A 20789-nucleotide genomic window follows, 5' to 3' on the forward strand; every position below is an offset into this window, starting at 1 on the left:
CCGTTTTCCCGAAACGAGTGAGGCCCAATGGCAAAGGAAGATCACATCACGATGGAAGGCCGGGTTGTCGAAACCCTGCCCAACACCACGTTCCGTGTGGAGCTGGAAAATGGTCACATGGTGACCGCCCACATCTCCGGCCGCATGCGCAAGAATTACATCCGCATCCTCACCGGCGACAAGGTCACCGTCGAGCTGACTCCCTACGACCTCAACAAGGGTCGAATCGTCTACCGGGGTCGCTGAGTTCGGCCACTCTTGTCGGCCCCGGCGAATCCGGGGCTGCTCGAAACGCCTGACCGCCTACTTCTCCTCAACCACGGCCTCGCCCTCTGCGGAGCGGGTCTCCAGTGCCAGCTTGCCGTCCCGGGCGGTTACCGACACGGTACCGCCAGTACCGGCCAGCTTGCCGAACAGCAGTTCTTCGGCGAGGGGGCGCTTGATGTGATCCTGGATGATGCGGGCCATGGGGCGTGCCCCCATCTTCGGGTCGTATCCGCGTTCGGCGATCCATGCCCTGGCGGCTTCGTCGACTTCCAGGGCCACACCCTTTTCTTCCAGCTGAGCTTCCAGCTCGATCAGAAACTTGTCCACCACCTGGGCGATGGTACGTTCATCCAGCCCCTCGAATTCCACAATGGAATCGAGGCGATTGCGGAACTCGGGCGTGAATACCCGCCGGATGATTTCCATGCTGTCTGAACTGTTGTCCTGATTCACGAAACCCATCGAGGCACGCGCCCGTTCCTGGGCGCCAGCATTGGTGGTCATGACCACGATGATATTGCGGAAATCCGCCTTGCGGCCGTTGTTGTCGGTCAGAGTACCGTGATCCATGATCTGGAGCAGGATATTGAACAGCTCCGGGTGTGCCTTCTCGATTTCATCCAGCAGCAGAACGGCATGTGGTTTCTTGCTTACCGCCTCGGTGAGCAGACCGCCCTGGTCATAACCCACATAGCCCGGCGGCGCACCGATGAGCCGGCTCACCGTATGCCGCTCCATGTATTCGGACATATCAAAACGGATCAGGTCGATTCCGAGGATTTTCGCCAACTGACGGGTCACCTCGGTCTTGCCCACCCCTGTGGGGCCGGCAAAGAGGAAGGAACCGATGGGGCGATCCTGACTGCCGAGACCGGAACGGGACATCTTGATGGCGGAAGACAGGGATTTGATGGCGGCATCCTGCCCGTAAATCACCAGCTTCAGGTTTCTTTCCAGGTTGCGCAGCACATCCTTGTCGGTATTGGAGACCGTCTTTGGCGGGATACGCGCAATCTTGGCCACGATATCTTCCACGTCACTGACATGAATGGTCTTGCGCCGACGGGTGCTCGGGCGAAGCCGCATGTTGGCGCCGGCTTCGTCGATCACGTCGATGGCCTTGTCGGGCAGGAAGCGATCATTGATGTAGCGGGCCGACAGTTCCGCGGCCGCGCGCAGGGAGCGCAGCGGATACTTCACGTCGTGGTGCTCTTCAAAGCGGCTTCGCAGTCCCTTGAGAATCTCCACGGTCTCTTCCACCGACGGCTCGGGCACATCGATTTTCTGGAATCGCCGGGAAAGCGCGCGGTCCTTTTCGAAGATGCCACGGTATTCCTGATAGGTAGTGGAACCGATGCAGCGCAGGTCGCCGTTGGTGAGCACCGGCTTGATCAAATTGGATGCATCCATGACGCCACCCGAGGCGGCACCCGCCCCGATGATGGTATGAATCTCGTCAATGAACAGCACGGAACCCGGCCGTCGCTTGAGGTCACTGATCACACCCTTGAGGCGCTTCTCGAAGTCCCCCCGATACTTGGTGCCGGCAATCAGTGCGCCCAGATCCAGAGAGTAGATGGTAGCCTCGGACAGGGGCTCGGGCACTTCACCATCCACGATCCGACGCGCCAGGCCTTCCGCCAATGCGGTCTTGCCGACCCCGGCCTCACCCACGAACAGCGGGTTATTCTTGCGACGACGGCAGAGCACCTGCACGGTACGCTCGATTTCATGTGCCCGCCCGATGAGCGGATCCACCCGCCCCTCGCGGGCCAGACGGTTAAGGTTGGTGGTGTACTTCTCCAGCGGTGTGTTTTCGGCATCATCAACCGTGGCTTCATCGTCCTCGGTCTGGCCTTCCACGCCTTCTTCACCGGAAATACGCGAGATGCCGTGGGAAATGTAATTCACCACATCCAGACGGGTGATACTCTGCTTGCTTAGCAGGTAGACCGCATGACTTTCCTTTTCGCCGAAAATCGCCACCAGCACATTCGAGGCGGTCACTTCCTTCTTGCCCGATGACTGGACATGGAATACCGCCCGTTGCAGCACCCGCTGGAACCCCAGTGTTGGCTGCACATCGTCACCTTCGCTCTCATCCAGCACCGGCGTGGTCTCATCGATGAACTGGCCCAGCTCTCGGCGCAGCGCTTCCAGATCCGCGCCGCAGGCCTGCAGAATCTCGATCACCTGACCGGCATCCAGAAGGGCCAGCAGGAGGTGCTCCACGGTCATGAACTCATGCCGCTTCTGGCGGGCTTCCTTGAAGCCGGCATTGAGACAAAATTCCAGTTCTTTACTCAGCATGTCGCACCTTCTTTATGTCGCCGGTTAATACATGGACCGTTGCAACGGCCGGCTGGTTCAGGCCTGCTCCAGAGTACAGAGCAGCGGGTGCTGGTGTTTCTTGGAATACTCGTTGACCTGGGCCACCTTGGTTTCCGCAATTTCATAGGTAAACACGCCGCAGACTCCCTTTCCCTGAGTATGCACATTGAGCATGATCTGCGTGGCCTTGTTCCGATCCATCCGGAAGAACCGCTGCAGGACTTCGACCACGAAATCCATCGGCGTGAAATCGTCATTCAGGAGAATGACCTTGTACAGGGGCGGCTTGCGAACCTCTGGCTTCGCCTCCTGTACGGCAACCCCCGGATTCCCGGGGCTGCTGTCTTGTTGTCCGTTGTATTCGCTCATGCCCCTATTTTAGCCCAAATGACCGTTTGTCCGAAGCTATAGACCGCCCTCTCGGTCAGATTCTCCCGACCGCCGGCGCGGAGAAACGTCCCCCGCCTCTGGCTGCTCCACCTCGTCCAGCTGCTCCAGCAACCAGCGATACAGGCGGTGACGCCCGGGATCCGCAACCAGCAATGCCTCGGCGATCATCTCCACTTCCCAGCTCCGCCCGGCCCGCAGGGCATCGAGGGCCCGCTCGAACTTCTCGGCCTGCTCTTCCTGCTCGTCGTCCATCAGATCCGGCAGGCCGATGGGCTCGAATATGGTCACCGGCCCCTCGCGGCCCCGCACATCGGTCCTGCCCAGCTCCATGAAGCGCACTTCCGGAACCGCATTTCGCGTAAATTCGCTGCAGATGATGCCCACACCACATTGTCGGGTCAGCCCCTCCAGGCGCGAGGCCAGGTTCACCGCATCCCCCATCACGGTATAGGCCATGCGAAACTCGGATCCCATGTTGCCGACACTCATGTGTCCGGTATTGATGCCGATGCCCAAGCGCAGGCGAGGCCAGCCCCTCTCGGCGAAACGGTTGTTGAGACGGTGCATTTCCTCCTGCATGTCCAGCGCCGCCAGCACGGCACGGCGGGCATGATCCGGCATGTCCAGCGGTGCCCCCCAGAACGCCATCACCGAATCCCCCATGTACTTGTCGATGGTACCCCTGTGGTGGTGAATGACCCGGGTCATCGCGGTTAGGAACTCATTCATCAGATGGGCAAGCTGGCGGGGATTGAGCGCCTCGGCGATACCCGAGAAGCCGTGTATGTCCGAAAACAGCACGGTCATGTGGCGGCTTTCCCCGGCCAGCGTGACCGGCTGGGGATGGTCGGAGAGTTCTTCCACCAGTTCCCGGGGTACGTATTGCCCGAACACCCGCGAGAGCTGGCTCCGGGAGTGCGCTTCTATGATCTGGGTGTAGATCAGGTGGATGACGAACAGGGCGACGATGAACAGGGCCACCGAAGCATAGGGAAGCACCAGTGACCAGGCCTGCCAGACAATCAGATTGGCCGCGGAGAACAGCCCCAGAGCGGCGATGGCGGCTGTGACCGTTCCCCAGCTGCCCAGATAGAGAAAGGCGGCCGTCAACAGAAAGCCCAACAGAAACAGGGTCACCACCTCGGTCAGCACCGCATGGCTGGGGCGTTGCAGGACACGCCCTTCCAGCAGTCCGGAAAGAATATTGGCCTGAACCTCGATATTGGGCATGGACTGGGCCACCGGCGTGGCGTAGCCCTGTCCCAGCCGGGAGGCCCAGGCACCGACGAGCACCACCCGGTCTTCGAAAAGGCCCTTCGAGGCCGTTCCGTTGAATACCTCGGCAGCAGAGACATAGGAGAAACTGAAACGAGGGCCCCGGAACGGGACGAGAATCCCGCCGTCGGACTCCATGGGAATCCGGATGCTGCCGATGTCCAATGCGTGCTGGCTCTGGGTCAGTAGATGGGCATTGGTCTGGATTCTGGGGCGGCCTTCGTCACCCAGCACCAGCCAGGCCATCTGCAGGGCAAAGGAGGCATACACCTGCCCCCCATGGTTTCGCAGCAGCGGAACGCGCCGGTAGTGGCCGTCGGAATCCAGCAGCGGATTGTCCGTGAAGCCGCTGACGGCCGCTTCGGCCACCACCGGAATATTGGCGGTATAGCTTTCGGATTCCAGCGGCTCCAGGCCCTTCGGCAGCTGTTCCCAGCGCATCAACGGCCTCGGCAGCACGCCCACCGAGCGTCCGTCATCGCCGTCGCGAAACAGCATGGCCGTTCCGACGGCCCGTCCCCGAAGTGCATCGGCCAGCCACTCGTCGGCACTGCGTTCCTGTCGTGTTTCACCCGGAATTTCCAGCCAGCCGCCAATGGATCGCCACTGGCTGTGCCCACGCTGGCCGGCGTAGGACACCCGACGTCCGTCCTGGGGCTCGGCAAAGACCACATCCAGCCCCACTGCCCTGGCGCCATATTGCTGAAACAGTGCCTCCACCAGCACGCCCATGCGATCCCGCGGCCAGGGCCAGCGCCCTTCCTGGGCGAGACTCGGTTCGTCGACACCGACGATCACGATGTTCGGGTCAACGCTGAACGGCATGCCCAGTCGCAGCCGGCTGTCGTAGGCCAGGTTTTCCAGATGGGAGATGGCCCGAATATGGACCAGGCCGGCCGCATGCGCCGTGAACAGCGCCAGAAGCACTCCGGTCAGCAACAGCCGAATACGGAACTCGCGCTGGCGAGTCCCGATATTGACTGGCAATGACCGCTTGGGAATTCCCACCGTGCCGATGACCTCTGCCGAATGAATGGCTGCAATGACCTGGCCGCCAGCGAATTCCCCTGCCCGGCCCGGTGAAATCCCCACTTTACACGAACTGGATTGCTACCGGCGCCCGGCAACCACCGGGCGGCCTTGAGCATTCCACCAATATGTCCGTATGATGCTCTATTGGAATTCACTTATGGGGGCGCCGGGCCTGGCGCCGGGCGGGAAAGACTGATGAACCCGAAACTGGGGACGCTGAGTAATCTGGGGGAAAGAATATTGCCGCGGCCGGAACCGCTGCTGCGCTGGGCGCCCCTGGTCGCGACCCTCTTCCTCATTCTGGTCATTGCCCACACCCTGGCCGACCTCACCTGGCGAATCATTCCCGTGCCCGATGAAAAGGGTCAGACCTCAACCCCTTCCGAGCCATTCGTCGCGGACAGGGATCAGGGCAGGAACGGCAGCCAGGTGACACGGTTGATCGAATTGTCGGTATTCGGTGACCCGGATCCGGCCGACGAACCCGACGCCATTGACCTGGCCGAGGTGGAAGCCCCGGAAACCCAGCTCAACCTGCAGCTGCGTGGTGTCATGGCCACCGAAATCCCGCAGATGGCCATGGCCATCATTGCCTCGGGGCGCGGCGAAGACAAGATATTCCGTGTTGGCGACCGGATCGGCTCCGGCGCGTCCCTGCGCGCCATCTATGCAGACCGGGTGATCCTTGAGCGGGGCGGCGACCTGGAAACCCTGCGCCTGCCCCGGGAAGACGAATCCGACAGTGGTCTGACGCGAACCCGCAGCAGCAATGGTCGTCAGGCCAGCCGGCAAACGGATGAACAGGTCACCGTGCCGGAAGAGCTGGTCGACCTCCGGGCCGCGATTCAGGAGAACCCGGAACGCATCACGGACGTAATTCGGCCAACGCCCCATCACGTTGACGGCGAGATGGTGGGCTTCCGGATTTTCCCCGGTCGCATGCGGGATCAGTTCCAGGCGCTCGGCCTGAGGGCCGGTGACATCGTGACCGCCGTCAACGGCCAGCCCATGAACTCGCCTGCCGCGGCCATGAGCCTGATGAATGAATTGCAGGATGCCTCATCGGTGGACCTGACCATTGAGCGGGGCGGAAGACAAACCTCCGTTACCATTTCCATGGGCAACTGACCACGAGCAAGCGAGCATGGGCGGTTGTAGGCCCCAAATGGCATCTGATCACTGAAACCTGCTGGACTGGAAAGAACAATGAATCACAAGTCTCCTCGCACTCACCGCCTGCGCCTGCCTGCCCTGGCGGCCATGCTTGCCTTCATGCTGGCCTGGCCGGCGCTTGCCCTCGCCGATCGGGTCACCCTGAACTACAAGGAGGCAGACATCCGTGAAGTGGCGGCGTCCATCTCCGAGGCAACCGGGAAGAATTTCATCGTCGATCCGCGGGTAAAGGGGCGAATTACCGTCCAGTCCTCTCGCCCCATCCCCGCCGACGCCGTTTACGACACCTTCCTTTCCATCCTTCAGGTACATGGCTTTGCCGCCATGCAGACTGGTGAGACGATTAAGATCGTCCCCTCTTCCGATGCCCGGCAAATGCCCGGATCGGAAATGGGCGATGCCATCAGCCGCTTCGGAGACGAGATCACCACGGCCGTCATTGAACTGGAACATGTGCCGGCCGCGCAGCTGGTCCCCATCCTGCGGCCCCTGATCCCGCAGCATGGTCATCTGGCTTCCGTGAATGTCTCAAACATGATCATTGTGGCCGACCGGGAAGCCAATGTTGAACGCATTCGGAACCTGATCCGCCGAATCGACCGCGCCAAGGACGATGAAATCGAGGTCATCCGCCTTGAACACGCCTCGGCCTCGGAGGTGGTACGCGTGCTGACCTCCATGGAACGCCGCGATCGCGGTGACGGCAGCGTACCCTTGAGTCTGGTGGCTGATGAGCGCAGCAACAGTGTCCTGCTGGGTGGTGACAGCAGTGACCGCGTGCGCATGCGCGCACTCATTTCCCATCTGGACACACCGCTTGAAGCCGGCGGCAATACCCAGGTGCGTTACCTTCGCTATTCGGACGCGGCGGCCATGTCCGAAGTCCTCCGCAGCCATGTGGAGGACATGGGAAGCGGCGAAGGCCGGGAAGGTGAACGGGTCAGCATCGTCGCGGACGAAGGAACCAACGCTCTGGTTATTACCGCCCCGCCCCGGCAGATGCGGGAAATCAATTCGGTCATTGAGAAGCTGGACATTCGTCGTGCCCAGGTGCTGGTGGAAGCCATCATCGTTGAACTCAGCGAGGATCGCAGTGGTGAGCTGGGTGTCACCTGGGCGGCGGTGGACGAAAGCGGCAGCAACCCCTTCGGACTCACCCGCTTCCCCCAGTCCGGTGCCGACATCGGCACCATCGGTGGCGCCCTGGCCGCCGGCCAGCCGGAAGCCGCCCTGCAATCCGCCGGGTCGGGCCTGCTCTTCGGTGTCGGTCGTACGCGTGCCGGCGGCCTGGACTTTGCCGCCCTGTTCCGGGCACTCGCCGGCGACTCCAAGACCAATATCCTGTCCACGCCCACGCTGGTGACGATGGACAATGAGGAGGCGGAGATCACGGTCGGCCAGCAGGTGCCGTTCCTCACTGGCAGTTACTCCCAGACCGGGGTCGGCGGTGGCCGTGACGGCCAGCGCGGCGGTGGCATGGGTCTGGTCAACCCCTTCCAGACCATCCAGCGTGAGGATGTGGGTATTTCCCTGAAGATCACACCCCGCATCAACGAAGGGGATGCCGTCTTCCTGGACATCGAACAGGAAGTCTCAAGCATTGCCAGCGGCGTAAGCGGTGCCGCCGACCTGATCACCAACAAGCGCTCCATCACCACCCGCGTCATCGTTGAGGACGGCGAAGTCATCGTTCTGGGCGGCTTGATTGACGAGCAACTGCGCGAACAGGAACAGCGGGTGCCCATACTCGGCAGCATCCCCGTGCTGGGCAACCTGTTCAAGAGCACGCAGACCGCTTCCGAAAAGCGCAATCTGATGGTCTTTCTCAAACCGGTCATACTGCGCAGCCCGGAAGACTCACGTTTTTACACAGATGCGAAATACAACCGCATTCGTGACCTTCAGCGAGGCGAACGTCAACGCGTACCGCTGATCCACGGCGTGCGACGGCCCCAGCTCGAGCCGCTGGAAGAGTTCCGGCACAGCCCGCATCACGGGAGTGACACCGGAAATGGTCGACGCGTGCCCCGTCTGGACATGCAGGACGAAGAGTACGATGGCGAGCAGTAACCCCTTCGAGGAAGAAAGCGAAGATATCTCCACCGATATCTCCACCGATATCGGCAACCGCCAGGCTTTGGCCGAGCCGCTGCCGCCGGACCCGGAGACGGATGACAGCGACCGCACCCGCCTTCCCTTCGCCTTCGCCCGCCGTCATGGCGTGCTGCTGGGCGAAGCGCTGGAGGATGGGCGGATTGAAGCCATCTGCCGTTCCCGCCCCCGGCCGGACGCATTGCGGGAGGTTCGCCGATACGCGGGTGTGGGGCTCGCCTTGCGCAAGGTGTCGGCCGAGGAATTCGACCAACGTCTGCAGCGGGCCTATGAGGCGGCCAACTCCGCGACCCAGATGATGGAGGGACTGGAAGAAGACGTTGACCTCAACAGCGTTGCCCAGTCCCTGCCGGAACCCGAGGATCTGCTGGAGGCGGATGACGATGCGCCCATTATCCGGCTGATCAATGCGCTGCTGACCGAGGCGGTAAAGGAAGGAGCCTCGGACATTCACATCGAACCCTTCGAGAACCGCCTGGTGGTGCGTTTCCGCGTGGACGGCGTTCTGCGCGAGGCGCTGACTTCCCGCCGGGCAGTGGCGCCCCTGCTGGTTTCCCGCGTCAAGGTGATGGCGAAACTGGACATTGCCGAAAAAAGGGTGCCCCAGGACGGCCGCATATCTCTGCGGGTGGCCGGGCGCGCCGTGGACGTGCGCGTTTCCACCCTGCCCTCGGGCCATGGCGAACGCGTGGTACTGCGTCTTCTCGACAAACAGGCCGGCCGCCTGGATCTGGATCACCTGGGCATGGAGCCAAAGGCCCAGGCACTGATGGATGATCTCATTCACAAGCCGCATGGCATCATTCTGGTCACCGGCCCGACCGGCTCGGGCAAGACCACGACCCTGTACGCGAGTCTTACCCGGCTGAATGAGACCAGTCGCAACATCATGACCGTGGAAGATCCGATCGAGTATTATCTGGACGGCATTGGTCAGACCCAGGTCAGCACCAAGGTACACATGACCTTCGCCCGCGGGCTGCGGGCCATTCTCCGCCAGGATCCGGACGTGGTCATGGTGGGTGAAATCCGCGATCTGGAAACCGCGGAAATCGCGGTGCAGGCCAGCCTGACCGGCCATCTGGTGCTCTCGACCCTCCACACCAACACCGCAGTCGGCGCCGTTGCCCGTCTGCGTGACATGGGCGTTGAGCCCTTCCTGCTTTCATCTTCCCTTCTCGGGCTGCTGGCACAGCGCCTGGTGCGGAAGCTGTGTCCGGACTGCAAGACTGCCTATGAACCGGAAGCACGGGAGCTGGAGCAACTGGCCTTCCCAACCGAACAGAAAATGACCCTGTACAGGCCCAACGGCTGTGACAAATGCAATCATTCCGGATACCGCGGGCGGATGGGCATCTACGAGCTGATCCCCATTGACGATCGCCTGCGCACGATGATCCATGACGGTGCTTCCGAACAGCAGCTGGAGAGCTACGCCCGCAAGTTCTCCGCCAGCATCCGTGAAGATGGCCGCCGCAAGGTGCTTGCCGGAGAAACCACCATTGAGGAAGTTGTCCGAGTGACCCGGGAAGACTGATGGCCGCCTTCGAATACACAGCCCTGGACGCCCGGGGCAAACCGAAAAAGGGTGTCATCGAGGGTGACACGGCCCGCCATATCCGGCAGCAGCTGCGAGAGCAGCGGCTGACGCCACTTGAAGTACGGGAAATTGCCGGTGGCCGCAGGAAAGCCGGGAATTCCGAAAGCACGTCCTCCACGGCCAACCGTTTCGGGCGGGGCATCAGCGCCGGTGACCTGGCCCTGCTGACCCGCCAGCTGGCCACCCTGATCCGTTCCGGGCTGCCCCTGGAAGAAGCGGTCAGTGCCGTTGCGCAGCAAAGCGAGAAGGCCCGGGTAAAGAGCATCCTGATGGCCGTCCGCTCCCGCGTGCTGGAAGGCCATACCCTGGCGGATGGCCTGGGCGAATTCCCGAACGCCTTTCCGGAAATTTATCGCTCCACGGTGGCGGCCGGTGAACAATCCGGGCACCTGGACGGGGTACTGGAGCGGCTGGCCGAGTACACGGAAACCCGCCAGCAGATGCGCTCCAAGATTTCCCAGGCCATGGTCTACCCCATCGTACTCACCGTGGTGGCCATACTGATCATCGTGGGCATGCTGGTTCACGTGGTGCCGCAGGTGGTCACTGTCTTCGAGGACACCGGGCAACAGTTGCCACAGCTCACCCAGTTCATGATCGGAGCCAGCGAGTTTTTGCAACAAAGTGGCCTGTGGATGCTGATCGGACTGGTGGCCGTGGGCTACGGGGTAAAACGCCTGCTCCGGCAGGAAGGACCGCGCCGGCGCTTCCATCACCTGATTCTCCGCATTCCCCTGGTGGGCCGCCTGAACCGGGGCTTCAACACAGCCCGCTTTGCACGCACCCTGAGCATCCTGGCCGGCAGCGGTGTTCCGGTTCTGGATTCCCTTCGCATTTCCGGCGAGGTAGTCAGCAATCTGCCCATGCGCGATGCCATTCACGAGGCCACCAATCGGGTGCGGGAAGGTGCCCCCATCGGGCGCTCCCTGGCGGCCAGCGGCCTTTTTCCACCCATGACCATTCACTTGATCCGAAGCGGCGAGACCTCCGGCGAGCTCGAGGAAATGCTTGAGCGGGCCGCCTCCAACCAGGAATGGGAAATGGAATCCCTGACCTCGACGCTGATGTCATTGCTGCAGCCCGTGCTCATCATGGTCATGGCCGTGGTGGTACTCCTGATCGTGCTCGCCCTGATGATGCCGATTCTGGAACTGAACCGCCTGGTGGCCTGAGGGCCCCGGCTTCCATCCCGGCCTGGCAGCAGGCATAGTGACTTCATGATCCGCTGCCGCCGGCACCTGCCGGGAGGAACCCCATGCGCGTCAAGCTGCTCTCTCTCTTCTCCCTGCTCGTTCTTGCCACTGCCATCGCACTCGCGGCCTTCGCCCGGGAAACACGGCCGGAGCTGGTGGAAGTGGAGCTGGCGACGGTGGGTTTCGATCGTAACAGCGGCACACCGGTGGCCCTGCTACGTGAACCGGAGTCGGGAGAGGTGGTACCGATCTTCATCGGCCTGATCGAGGCCCAGGCCATCCTCCAGGGCCTGCATGACATTGCCAGTCCACGCCCGATGACCCACGACCTGCTGGCCAATACCATCGCCGGCCTGGATGCATCCCTGGAAGTACTCCAGGTGCACGAACTGCGCAACGGCACCTATTACGGGCGACTGCTCCTTCGCCGGAGCGGCGGCAACGAAGTCACAGAGATCGATACCCGCCCCAGCGATGGCATGGCCCTGGCCGTGCGCACCGGTGCTCGCATCGAGGTGAGTCGGGAGATTCTGCGCGCCGGGCTGGACTTTGATTTCCAGGCACCGGAAGGCAGCGGCGACATTGTGCAGGCTGCCGGCATCACGGTCGTCAATGCCACGGGTGAATTACGTCAGGAGCTGGGCCTTCCCTCCGACCCCGGCGTGCTGGTGAGTAGCGTCAGAGCCGCGGCGAGGGAAGCTGGCCTGCAGGCGGGCGACCTGATCATTGCCGTCGGGGAACGTCGCCCGAGCAGCCCCCTGGACTTCCTTGATGCGATTCGTGCCGTACCCGGTGAGGAAAAAGCGCGCATCCGCTATTGGCGGGAAGGTGAAGAATACGAAATCGTGGTACCCACTGAAGTCCCGCGGGAAGAATCCGCGGAGCATGAGCGACTCTAGGGGAAACCAGCTTCCCTAGTAGCGCAGGAGTGCCGAACCCCAGGTGAAGCCACCACCGAATGCCTCGAGCAGGAGCGTCTGCCCGCGCTGGATTCGACCATCCCTGACGGCGACGTCCAGCGCCATGGGAACGGACGCGGCCGAGGTGTTGCCGTGATCCTGAACGGTGAGAATGACCCGCTCCATCGGCATCTTCAGCTTCTTGGCCGTCGCTTCGATGATGCGCAGATTGGCCTGGTGGGGAATGAGCCAGTCGATGTCGTCGTTGCTCATGTTGTTGGCGGCCAGGGTCTCGCGGGCAATGCGCCCCAGAGTGGTTATTGCCACGCGGAACACTTCATTGCCCTTCATCTGCACAAAATCCTTGCCGGATTTCAGGTCATTGAAGCCCTTCGAAACACCCGAAGGAAAGTAGAGCAGATCCTTGTAACCGCCGTCGGCATGGATATGCGTGGAAATGATGCCAGGCTCATCCGAGGCTTCCAGCACCACGGCCCCGGCACCATCACCGAAAAGTACGCAGGTTGAACGATCCGTCCAGTCGATGAAGCGTGACAGGGTCTCGGCACCGACGACCAGGGCACGCTTGGCCGCCCCGGTACGGATGAACTTGTCTGCAATGCTCAGGCCATAGATGAATCCGCTGCAGGCAGCCTCCAGACCAATGGCAGGCACACCGCGATTACCAAGGCGCTCCTGCAGCAGACAGCCCACGTTGGGAAAAATCTGATCCGGTGTGGTCGTACCGACAATGATGAGGTCGATATCCTCGGGGCCAACGCCCGCCATCTCCATGGCATTGCGTGCGGCGTGCTCACAGAGATCGCAGGTGGTTTCACCGTCGGCTGCAATATGCCGGCGCTCGATACCGGTTCGCTCCCGAATCCACTGATCATTGGTTTCGACCATCTTTTCCAGGTCGAAATTACTCAGCACCTTCTCGGGAAGATAACGACCGGTACCGGCTATGCGTGCATACATCAGACACCCTGCCCTTCATTGACTTCATTGGCCATCAGCCGGCTGATACGTGCCGGCACATCTTTTTCGACTTCCAAAGCTGCTATTCGAATGGCATTTTCGAAGGCAACTTCATCCGCCCCACCGTGGCTCTTGATGACGATGCCCTGCAAGCCGACGAAACTGGCTCCATTATAACGCCTGGGATCGGTTCGGCGCTTGAGAGAACGCAGAACCGGCAGTGCCACCAGCCCGAGTAGGCGGGTAAACCAGTTGCGATTGAATTCTTCCCGGATATAGGTGCCGATCATCTTCGCGACGCCTTCCATGGTCTTGAGGGAGACATTACCGACAAACCCCTCACTCACGACCACGTCCACCTTGCCGGAGAAGATATCATTCCCTTCCACGTAGCCAATGTAGTTCAGCCGGCTTTCCTGAAGGAGCTGGGAGGCATCGCGGACCGTTTCCGTGCCCTTGATCTCTTCCTCGCCGATATTCAGCAAACCCACCTTGGGGTTGGAAATATCATGGATGGCCGCTGCCAGCGCGGAACCCATGACACCGAATTGCAACAGGTGCTCTGCCGTGCAGTCGGCATTCGCGCCCAGATCCAGCATATGAGTGTGACCACCCACGGCCGGAATGGGGCAGATGATGGCGGGACGATCAATACCGGGCAGGGTCTTGAGAACGAATCGGGCCGTTGCCATCAGTGCGCCGGTATTGCCGGCACTGACACAGGCCTGGGCTTCACCCTGCTTGACCAGGTTGATGGCGACGCGCATGGAGGAGTCTTTCTTGCCGCGCAACGCCTGGGATGGCAGCTCATCCATTGCCACGACCTGACTGGCATGATGGATGCGAACACGCCCGGCATGACGTGCACCGGTGTGGCCTAGCTGGGATTCCAGAACGGCTTCGTCACCGACCAGAATCAGATCCACATCGTCCCGCTTGTCGAGAAAGGAAAAGGCGGCCGGCACCACCACACTGGGCCCGTGATCCCCACCCATGGCATCAAGCGCCAATGTAATCCGACCACTCATGAGATCTCTCCAGCCACTCTCATGCGCGCTTTTCCCGTTGTTCGATCCTAAAAAACCGGCCGCGACCCCGGGGATCGCGGCCAGACGACATCCGCTTGCTGCCTGAGGACACTCAGTCCTCGTCGTCTTCGAAATCGATTTCGTCAGCCGGGGTGTTGACCAGCTTGCGCCCACGATAAAAACCATCCGGGCTCACGTGGTGGCGACGATGGGTCTCGCCCGTGGTCGGCTCTGCCGACAGGGTCGGGTTCTTGAGGCTGTCGTGGGCGCGACGCATGCCACGCTTGGACGGGGTCTTCCGGTTCTTCTGAACGGCCATGATTATGCTCCAGATTCGTCTTGGCTGAATTCTACAGTAGATGGCAACGCCGATTCATGTCGCTCGTCGTGCCGTGATTGCTTGCCCAGTACAACAATACCCGCGGTCGAGCTCGGATTACCGCTTTCCCTTGCCCTTGCCCTTGCCCAGACCGGCCAGAACCTGGAAAGGTCGCTGTCTCGCCGTGGGCTCCTCCACTACCGGGGAAGCTTCCACCTCACCGGCATCCAGTGCGTCTTCCCGGGCAATCGGGCCACAGTCGGCAATTCGGGCATGACGGGCGACCTGCGGCAGGGCAACGATCAACTCGTCCTCCACCATGCCGGAGACGTCCACCAGGCGCCGCGTTCGCAGCAGCGGGTCCAGCTCGGCCGGCAAGGCGTCGGCGGCCTCCTCGCTGTCGACGATGACCAGACTGAACTCACCCTCCACCGCTACCGGCGCCACCTCCAGGCAACGCTGGCACTCCAGCGGCAGAACCGCGGACACCCGCCCCTCAACGCGAAGCCGACGACTTTCGTCACGATAGAATCGAACCCGGCAATCGGCCTGCAGTGTCGCTTCAACGCCATTTTCCCCGCAAGCCAGGAGAGGCTCAAGGCGATGCATGCGAGCCACCGGCAGGCCGGCTTCCAGCCATTGTGCCTGCTCGGCCAGCCGTTCCGGATCAACCGGGTTGCTAAGGTTCACCGACATAAACCGACAATTCTACTCACTTTACAATTGAGTGTCAAAAGAAAGATCGCGCCAAGCCCTTGTTTTTGCAGGCTTCGGCAACGGCGCCGATACCCCCGCCGTTTGACAGGCAGGGCCGCGCGGCCAAGACTGGAAAAACGCGGTTCCGACGACATTCTCTCACGCAATGGAGGCCTTGAGACATGGCCAATCCCGGAAACATCGTTCTCGCCTCACGTTCGCCCTACCGGGCGGAACTGCTTGGCCGCCTGCTGCCGGATTTCGAGCAGCAGGCCGCCGACATTGACGAGTCTCCCCATGCGCGGGAAAACCCGGCGGACTATGTGTCGCGACTGAGTCGGGTCAAGGCCAGGGCGGTGGCCGAACGCCTGCAGGATCCACAGAGTCTGATCATCGGCTCCGACCAGGCCGCGGTTCTGGACGGCCAGATTCTGGGCAAGCCGGAATCCATGGAGCGCGGTATCGCCATGCTAACGGCCTGCGCCGGAAAGGAAGTTCACTTCATGACGGGCCTGTGCCTCATGGGCGGCGATGGCACGGTAATCGAGGAGCACCTCGACCAAACGCGCGTCCGCTTTCGCCCCTTCGAATCAGCCACCGCGCGGGCCTACCTGGAAAAGGAAGCAGCGCTGGACTGTGCCGGCAGCTTCCGTTGTGAAGGCCTTGGAATCAGCCTCTTCGAGGCCATTGAAAGTGAAGACCCGACCGCACTCATCGGTCTGCCGTTGATCGCCCTTGCGCGCGCCCTGCGTGCGGCCGGTGCCGACCCCCTAAACCTGGGTGAGTGACTGCCCGCTCCCGGCGTGGCTTTCATCAGTCGGCGTCGACCTTGAGCGCACTCAGGCAGGATCGCAGATCGGCCACCCGATCCAGCAGGGCCAGGGGCTGGCTTTGCCGCAATCGTTCGGCCGGGTGGGCACCACCGGTCACGCCTATGGCCGGCATGCGCAGACTCCTGGCCATATCCAGGTCAAAGGTGGTATCACCCACCATCAGCGCATCGGCCGGTTCCAGACCGGTGTAATCGAGAATATCCTCGAGCATCTGGGGGTGGGGTTTGGAACGGGCCTCATCGGCACACCGGCTGGTGACAAAGTGACCGCTCACCGCCAGCTTGCCCATTACCCGATCCAGGCCGGCACGCCCTTTCCCGGTCGCCACCGCTGCCCAGATGCCTGCCCCGGCAAGATCCTCTAGCAGGGAATCGACGCCGGGAAACAGATCCCCTTCGTGAACGCCGGGATCAAGGTAATACCGACGATAGGCTTGCTGGAAAGCCTGCACGGCGGTTGGGGATGGTTCCGGCATGACGGTTTCCAGAGCCCGATCCAGGCTCAGGCCGATCACTGAGCGTACGGCTTCCGCGTCCGGTTCCACCCAGCCCAGCTCCCGCACCGCTGCCTGAACCGAGGCCACGATATGGCCGGTGGAATCCATCAACGTGCCATCCCAGTCGAAAATGACGATGCGCGGTTGCAGCTCGTTCATGACCGCTCCAGTTTCCCGAGAATGGCCTGCAGGTCCTCGTCCAGCGGCGCGTCTACCTGGATTCTCTGATGCTCGCGATCCGGGTGCTGAAACGCCAGCTGGCAGGCGTGCAGGAAGAGGCGCTTCACCCCCAGGGCATTGCTGGCCGCTTCACTGGCCGGCGTGGCATAGCGATTATCCGCTGCCAGCGGGTGACCGCTACTGGCCGCATGCACACGAACCTGGTGGGTGCGACCGGTCTCGAGCACAGCCTCGACCAGTGTCCAGTCCCGGTATACGGTCAGCGGGCGGAAGCGGGTCAGTGAAGGCTTGCCCTCCGCGCTGACAAAGACCTTGTTCTCCCCTGTTCCTCTTGCCGTGCGCGCCAGCGGCTGATCCACCACCTCAGGCTGCTCCCAGCGGCCGAACACCAGCGCCTGATAGTGCTTTTCCACCCGGTTCTCGCGCAGCAAGGCGTGCAGGCGCCGCAAGGTGGAACGGCGCTTGGCGATCAGGAGGCAGCCACTGGTTTCACGATCGAGGCGGTGCGCAAGTTCCAGGAAATGCTCACCAGGCCGGGCCTGGCGAAGGGCGTCAATCAGTCCGAAGTGCAAGCCACTGCCGCCGTGGACCGGCACCCCAGCCGGCTTGTTGATCACCAGCAGGCGCTCGTCCTCATGGAGAATGCGCGATTCCAGGCGTTCCTGCAGCCGCTGGGGCGCCCTCCCGGCCCGACTGCCGCCACCACTCACCGGCGGAATACGCACGCTGTCACCGGCCTGCAGCCGGTAATGCGGCTTGGTTCGGCGCTTGTTGACCCTGACCTGCCCCGTGCGGAGCAAGCGGTAAATCAGGGATTTCGGCACGCCCTTGAGTACTCGTCGCAGGTAATTGTCAATCCGCTGGCCGGCATCGTCCTCTCCGGCTTCCTGGATTTGCGGACCGTCTGTCATGAAGACCTCTCGGTGGTGACCGGGCCCCGGGATGCCCCTCGCCCGTCACCTGTACGGACAGAAGCCCCTGAACCGGAAGCGATTGATTGAGTCAAACGGGGTGCACTGATATAGTACCGGAGCGGTTCGCCCTTCCCAAATCCCGGGTAGCGTCTTTTCGGCCCGGCGGCCTCACAATCGGGAGGCTCGGGCGAATCCCCACTCGGCTGCGGCATCCCTCTTTGGGATCGCTGAGCCGCGGTGGAAACGCTTTACGACAGCCCGGCCATGAACACGGCCAGGCGGGAACACCCCGAATCCATTGAAGACGGGGGGTTCCAGCAGGAGCGCCAAGCGTTCCGGAAGTTGATTTGTGTGGCTCTGCCAGGCAGAGCTAAGGGGGAGTCCGGCCGGCAACGGTGATCTGGGCTCCATATTTTTCATCGCTCGACCGTTCACCGTAACAACGCAAGACGGGAACGGACGACTGAAACACGCGCTCCCATGCCAGGGCATGGTCACGAAGCGCCGAGTGATGAACGACAGGATTCCGGGCGGCTGCGGTATGACGCGGCGCCAGCAAGGGTTCGCTCTGAACGACCTGTCCGTGACAACGGCTCTGCGTGACCTGCCTGACGCGGTTGAGCGCCAGCGGGATCACTTATGAAAAGAATGCTCATCAACGCAACTCAGCCGGAAGAGTTGCGAGTGGCCATGGTGGACGGCCAGCGTCTGTACGACCTCGATATCGAAGTCCTCTCCCGGGAACAGAAGAAGGCCAACGTCTACAAGGGCAAGGTCACCCGGGTTGAACCCAGCCTCGAAGCCGCCTTCGTCGATTTTGGCGCCAAGCGCCACGGCTTTCTCCCCCTGAAGGAAATTGCGCGCTCCTATTTCAAGAATGGTGCCGCGGAATCCGGCGGCCGGGTAAACATCAAGGATGCCATCAGTGAAGGCCAGGAAGTGGTCGTCCAGGTGGACAAGGAGGAACGAGGCAACAAGGGCGCCGCCCTGACGACCTTCGTGAGCCTGGCGGGCCGTTTCCTGGTGCTCATGCCCAACAACCCCAGAGCGGGTGGTGTATCCCGCCGCATCGAGGGCGATGAGCGGGCCGAAGTGCGGGATGCCATGAGCCGCATGTCCATCCCGGATGGCATGGGCGTCATCGTGCGCACCGCGGGCGTCGGTCGAAGCACCGAAGAGCTGCAATGGGACCTGGACTATCTCCTCCAGGTCTGGAAGGCCATCGAACAGGCGGCTGAAGAGCGCCAGGCCCCCTTCCTGGTCTACCAGGAAAGCAATGTCATCATCCGCTGCATTCGCGATTATCTGCGTACCGATGTGGGAGAGATCCTGGTGGATCACCCGGACATCTACCAGGAAGCGCATAATTTCATGTCCCAGGTCATGCCCCACAACCTGGGCAAGCTCAAGCTGTATGACGATCCGGTTCCCCTCTTCACCCGCTATCAGATCGAGAGCCAGATCGAATCGGCCTTCACTCGTGAAGTGCGTCTGCCTTCCGGTGGATCCATCGTCCTGGATCACACCGAAGCCCTGACCGCCATCGACATCAACTCGGCTCGCGCCACCAAGGGCGGTGACATCGAGGAAACGGCACTCAACACCAACCTTGAAGCAGCCGACGAGATCGCCCGGCAACTGCGCATACGGGACATGGGCGGACTGGTCGTCATCGACTTCATCGACATGAGCCCGATCAAGCATCAGAAGGAGGTGGAGCAGCGCCTGCGTGATGCGCTCAAGATGGATCGTGCCCGTGTCCAGGTCAGCCGGATCTCGCGGTTCGGGCTGCTCGAAATGTCGCGGCAGCGCCTGCAGCCATCCCTGGGCGAATCCAGCCAGGAAATCTGCCCGCGCTGCCGTGGCGAGGGGCGCATCCGCAGCGTGGACTCACTGGCACTTTCCGTTCTCCGCATCCTCGAAGAGGAAGCCATGAAGGAGAACACCGCACGCGTCGTGGCTCAGTTGCCCTTCCAGGTGGCCACCTTCCTGCTCAATGAAAAACGCGACCGAATCGCCGAGATCGAGAGCCGCTGCACCGTGGACCTGGTTCTGGTTCCCAACCGCGAGCTGGAAACGCCCCATTACGATATTCACCGCCTGCGGAAGGACGAGCTGGACCAGCTTCCCGCCGGCCAGGCCAGCTACCAGTTGCGACTGCAGCAGGAAGACGAGGAGAAGCCGGCGCAGCAGCGGGGTGAAATCCGCAAGGTCGCCATACCTGAAGCCCCCGCCGTGAAGGCAATCGCCCCCTCAAGCCCCGCACCGACTCCCGCAGAGCCGGAGAAGGCCGCTGCGGAACCGACTGGTCCCGGGCTCTTGGTGCGGCTGTGGCGCCTGCTGTTCGGCCGGGGTGAGGACAAAGGGAAATCCGGCAGGGACACGCGCGGACGCCGCGGCGGCCGACGTCCCTCCGGGCCCGGCACATCACGGGACGAGGGCAAATCGCAGGGTGGCCGTAACCGACGCGGACGGGGACGCCGCCGCCGTCAAGGCGGACGTGCGGACGACAGCGAAAGACCATCGAATCGCGGGCAGGATCATCGCAAGGCAGGTCCGGATCGACAGGACACGGCAAAAACCCAGGACAGGAAGCAGGAAGAGAGCAAGCGCCCGGCCGAGGACAAGCGCGCGCAAGGAAATGGCGGCGACGGTCAACGCGAGGGCGATGATCGCGGTGACCAGGGCAACAAGCCCGGCCGTGGTACACGCCGGGGACGCCGCGGCGGTCGACGCCGCCGGGGGCGCCAGCAGAACCGGGATCAGGATCAGCGTCAGGGCCAGGAGGGCCAGGGCCAGGATAAAGGCCAGGGCCAGGGCCAGGGCCAGGATCAGAAACGCGAACAGCCAGCTTCTTCGAAGCAGGAACCCGGCAAGGACTCAAAGCCTCAGTCAAAGCCGGAACCGCGCCAGGAACAGAAGCCTGAAGCGAAGCCGGAATCGCGCCAGGAACAGAAGCCTGAGCCGAAACCGGAACCGCGTCAGGAACAGAAGCCTGAGCCGAAACCGGAACCGCGTCAGGATCAGAAACCTGAACCGAAGCCGGAACCGCGTCAGGAACAGAAGCCTG

General features: G+C 62.2%; 17 protein-coding genes. 8 read left to right on the top strand and 9 right to left on the bottom strand.

Features of this window, described 5'->3' with window-relative positions; translation table 11 throughout:
- The first annotated feature begins 27 nt into the window (after positions 1-27).
- Positions 28-246, top strand: coding sequence for a translation initiation factor IF-1 (gene infA, locus RBH19_RS12605; protein ID WP_253445479.1), 219 nt, complete (start codon positions 28-30; stop codon positions 244-246).
- 57 nt (positions 247-303) lie between these two features.
- Here infA and clpA read toward each other — a convergent pair whose 3' ends face one another.
- The 3 genes from clpA to RBH19_RS12620 are packed head-to-tail and all read right to left on the bottom strand — an operon-like array spanning position 304 to position 5250.
- On the bottom strand, positions 304-2577 hold the full coding sequence (gene clpA, locus RBH19_RS12610; RefSeq protein ID WP_306729210.1) for an ATP-dependent Clp protease ATP-binding subunit ClpA: 2274 nt from the start codon (positions 2575-2577) through the stop codon (positions 304-306).
- Between the two features lie 57 nt (positions 2578-2634).
- The gene (clpS, locus tag RBH19_RS12615) at positions 2635-2967 is read right to left on the bottom strand and encodes an ATP-dependent Clp protease adapter ClpS (RefSeq protein WP_306729211.1); all 333 of its coding nucleotides are present in this window, start codon (positions 2965-2967) and stop codon (positions 2635-2637) included.
- Positions 2968-3003: 36 nt separating this feature from the next.
- The gene (locus RBH19_RS12620; RefSeq protein ID WP_306729212.1) at positions 3004-5250 is read right to left on the bottom strand and encodes a CHASE2 domain-containing protein; all 2247 of its coding nucleotides are present in this window, start codon (positions 5248-5250) and stop codon (positions 3004-3006) included.
- A gap of 240 nt (positions 5251-5490) precedes the next feature.
- Between RBH19_RS12620 and gspC the strand changes: the two genes are divergently transcribed.
- From gspC to RBH19_RS12645, 5 genes are all read left to right on the top strand, one after another.
- The gene (gspC, locus tag RBH19_RS12625; protein ID WP_306729213.1) at positions 5491-6423 is read left to right on the top strand and encodes a type II secretion system protein GspC; all 933 of its coding nucleotides are present in this window, start codon (positions 5491-5493) and stop codon (positions 6421-6423) included.
- A 78-nt stretch (positions 6424-6501) separates the two neighbouring features.
- Positions 6502-8538 (top strand): type II secretion system secretin GspD, encoded by a 2037-nt coding sequence (gene gspD / locus RBH19_RS12630; protein ID WP_306729214.1) that lies wholly within the window; start codon positions 6502-6504, stop codon positions 8536-8538.
- The gene (gene gspE, locus RBH19_RS12635; protein ID WP_306729215.1) at positions 8525-10117 is read left to right on the top strand and encodes a type II secretion system ATPase GspE; all 1593 of its coding nucleotides are present in this window, start codon (positions 8525-8527) and stop codon (positions 10115-10117) included. Before gspD ends, gspE begins: the two co-directional genes overlap by 14 nt.
- The gene (gene gspF, locus RBH19_RS12640) at positions 10117-11352 is read left to right on the top strand and encodes a type II secretion system inner membrane protein GspF (protein ID WP_306729216.1); all 1236 of its coding nucleotides are present in this window, start codon (positions 10117-10119) and stop codon (positions 11350-11352) included. Before gspE ends, gspF begins: the two co-directional genes overlap by 1 nt.
- An 83-nt stretch (positions 11353-11435) precedes the next feature.
- Positions 11436-12272: a bifunctional nuclease domain-containing protein gene (locus RBH19_RS12645; protein ID WP_306729217.1), complete on the top strand. Its 837-nt coding sequence runs from the start codon at positions 11436-11438 to the stop codon at positions 12270-12272.
- A 15-nt stretch (positions 12273-12287) separates the two neighbouring features.
- Here the strand turns inward: RBH19_RS12645 and RBH19_RS12650 are convergent, their stop codons facing one another.
- From RBH19_RS12650 to RBH19_RS12665, 4 genes are all read right to left on the bottom strand, one after another.
- A complete protein-coding gene (locus RBH19_RS12650; RefSeq protein WP_306729227.1) occupies positions 12288-13256 on the bottom strand; it encodes a beta-ketoacyl-ACP synthase III in 969 nt (322 codons plus the stop codon).
- Positions 13253-14281: a phosphate acyltransferase PlsX gene (gene plsX, locus RBH19_RS12655; RefSeq protein WP_306729218.1), complete on the bottom strand. Its 1029-nt coding sequence runs from the start codon at positions 14279-14281 to the stop codon at positions 13253-13255. Before plsX ends, RBH19_RS12650 begins: the two co-directional genes overlap by 4 nt.
- A gap of 112 nt (positions 14282-14393) precedes the next feature.
- Entirely contained in the window at positions 14394-14600 is a 207-nt protein-coding gene (gene rpmF, locus RBH19_RS12660; RefSeq protein WP_306729219.1) for a 50S ribosomal protein L32, read from the bottom strand.
- 117 nt (positions 14601-14717) lie between these two features.
- The gene (locus RBH19_RS12665; protein WP_306729220.1) at positions 14718-15296 is read right to left on the bottom strand and encodes a YceD family protein; all 579 of its coding nucleotides are present in this window, start codon (positions 15294-15296) and stop codon (positions 14718-14720) included.
- 182 nt (positions 15297-15478) lie between these two features.
- Between RBH19_RS12665 and RBH19_RS12670 the strand changes: the two genes are divergently transcribed.
- On the top strand, positions 15479-16084 hold the full coding sequence (locus RBH19_RS12670; protein WP_306729221.1) for a Maf family protein: 606 nt from the start codon (positions 15479-15481) through the stop codon (positions 16082-16084).
- Positions 16085-16109: 25 nt separating this feature from the next.
- Here RBH19_RS12670 and RBH19_RS12675 read toward each other — a convergent pair whose 3' ends face one another.
- Together RBH19_RS12675 and RBH19_RS12680 are read right to left on the bottom strand one after the other, a co-directional pair.
- On the bottom strand, positions 16110-16784 hold the full coding sequence (locus RBH19_RS12675) for an HAD-IA family hydrolase (protein ID WP_306729222.1): 675 nt from the start codon (positions 16782-16784) through the stop codon (positions 16110-16112).
- Positions 16781-17716, bottom strand: a complete 936-nt coding sequence (locus tag RBH19_RS12680; RefSeq protein ID WP_306729223.1) for an RluA family pseudouridine synthase — start codon at positions 17714-17716, stop codon at positions 16781-16783. The genes RBH19_RS12675 and RBH19_RS12680 overlap by 4 nt, the downstream gene beginning before the upstream one ends.
- Positions 17717-18358: 642 nt before the next feature.
- On the opposite strand from RBH19_RS12680, the gene rne reads away from it, so the two are divergent.
- Positions 18359-20789, top strand: a 2431-nt coding sequence (gene rne / locus RBH19_RS12685) for a ribonuclease E (protein WP_306729224.1), incomplete at its 3' end; no start/stop codon positions are given.

The sequence above is a fragment of the Natronospira bacteriovora genome (genome assembly GCF_030848495.1).
GTDB lineage: Bacteria > Pseudomonadota > Gammaproteobacteria > Natronospirales > Natronospiraceae > Natronospira > Natronospira bacteriovora.

What these genes read in the sequence shown, in the direction of transcription:
- infA (WP_253445479.1), top strand. Translation starts at nt 28, where the DNA reads ATGGCAAAGGAAGATCACATCACGATGGAAGGCCGGGTTGTCGAAACC.
- clpA (WP_306729210.1), bottom strand. Translation starts at nt 2,577, where the DNA reads ATGCTGAGTAAAGAACTGGAATTTTGTCTCAATGCCGGCTTCAAGGAA.
- clpS (WP_306729211.1), bottom strand. Translation starts at nt 2,967, where the DNA reads ATGAGCGAATACAACGGACAACAAGACAGCAGCCCCGGGAATCCGGGG.
- gspC (WP_306729213.1), top strand. Translation starts at nt 5,491, where the DNA reads ATGAACCCGAAACTGGGGACGCTGAGTAATCTGGGGGAAAGAATATTG.
- gspD (WP_306729214.1), top strand. Translation starts at nt 6,502, where the DNA reads ATGAATCACAAGTCTCCTCGCACTCACCGCCTGCGCCTGCCTGCCCTG.
- gspE (WP_306729215.1), top strand. Translation starts at nt 8,525, where the DNA reads ATGGCGAGCAGTAACCCCTTCGAGGAAGAAAGCGAAGATATCTCCACC.
- gspF (WP_306729216.1), top strand. Translation starts at nt 10,117, where the DNA reads ATGGCCGCCTTCGAATACACAGCCCTGGACGCCCGGGGCAAACCGAAA.
- RBH19_RS12645 (WP_306729217.1), top strand. Translation starts at nt 11,436, where the DNA reads ATGCGCGTCAAGCTGCTCTCTCTCTTCTCCCTGCTCGTTCTTGCCACT.
- plsX (WP_306729218.1), bottom strand. Translation starts at nt 14,281, where the DNA reads ATGAGTGGTCGGATTACATTGGCGCTTGATGCCATGGGTGGGGATCAC.
- rpmF (WP_306729219.1), bottom strand. Translation starts at nt 14,600, where the DNA reads ATGGCCGTTCAGAAGAACCGGAAGACCCCGTCCAAGCGTGGCATGCGT.
- RBH19_RS12665 (WP_306729220.1), bottom strand. Translation starts at nt 15,296, where the DNA reads ATGTCGGTGAACCTTAGCAACCCGGTTGATCCGGAACGGCTGGCCGAG.
- RBH19_RS12670 (WP_306729221.1), top strand. Translation starts at nt 15,479, where the DNA reads ATGGCCAATCCCGGAAACATCGTTCTCGCCTCACGTTCGCCCTACCGG.
- RBH19_RS12675 (WP_306729222.1), bottom strand. Translation starts at nt 16,784, where the DNA reads ATGAACGAGCTGCAACCGCGCATCGTCATTTTCGACTGGGATGGCACG.
- RBH19_RS12680 (WP_306729223.1), bottom strand. Translation starts at nt 17,716, where the DNA reads ATGACAGACGGTCCGCAAATCCAGGAAGCCGGAGAGGACGATGCCGGC.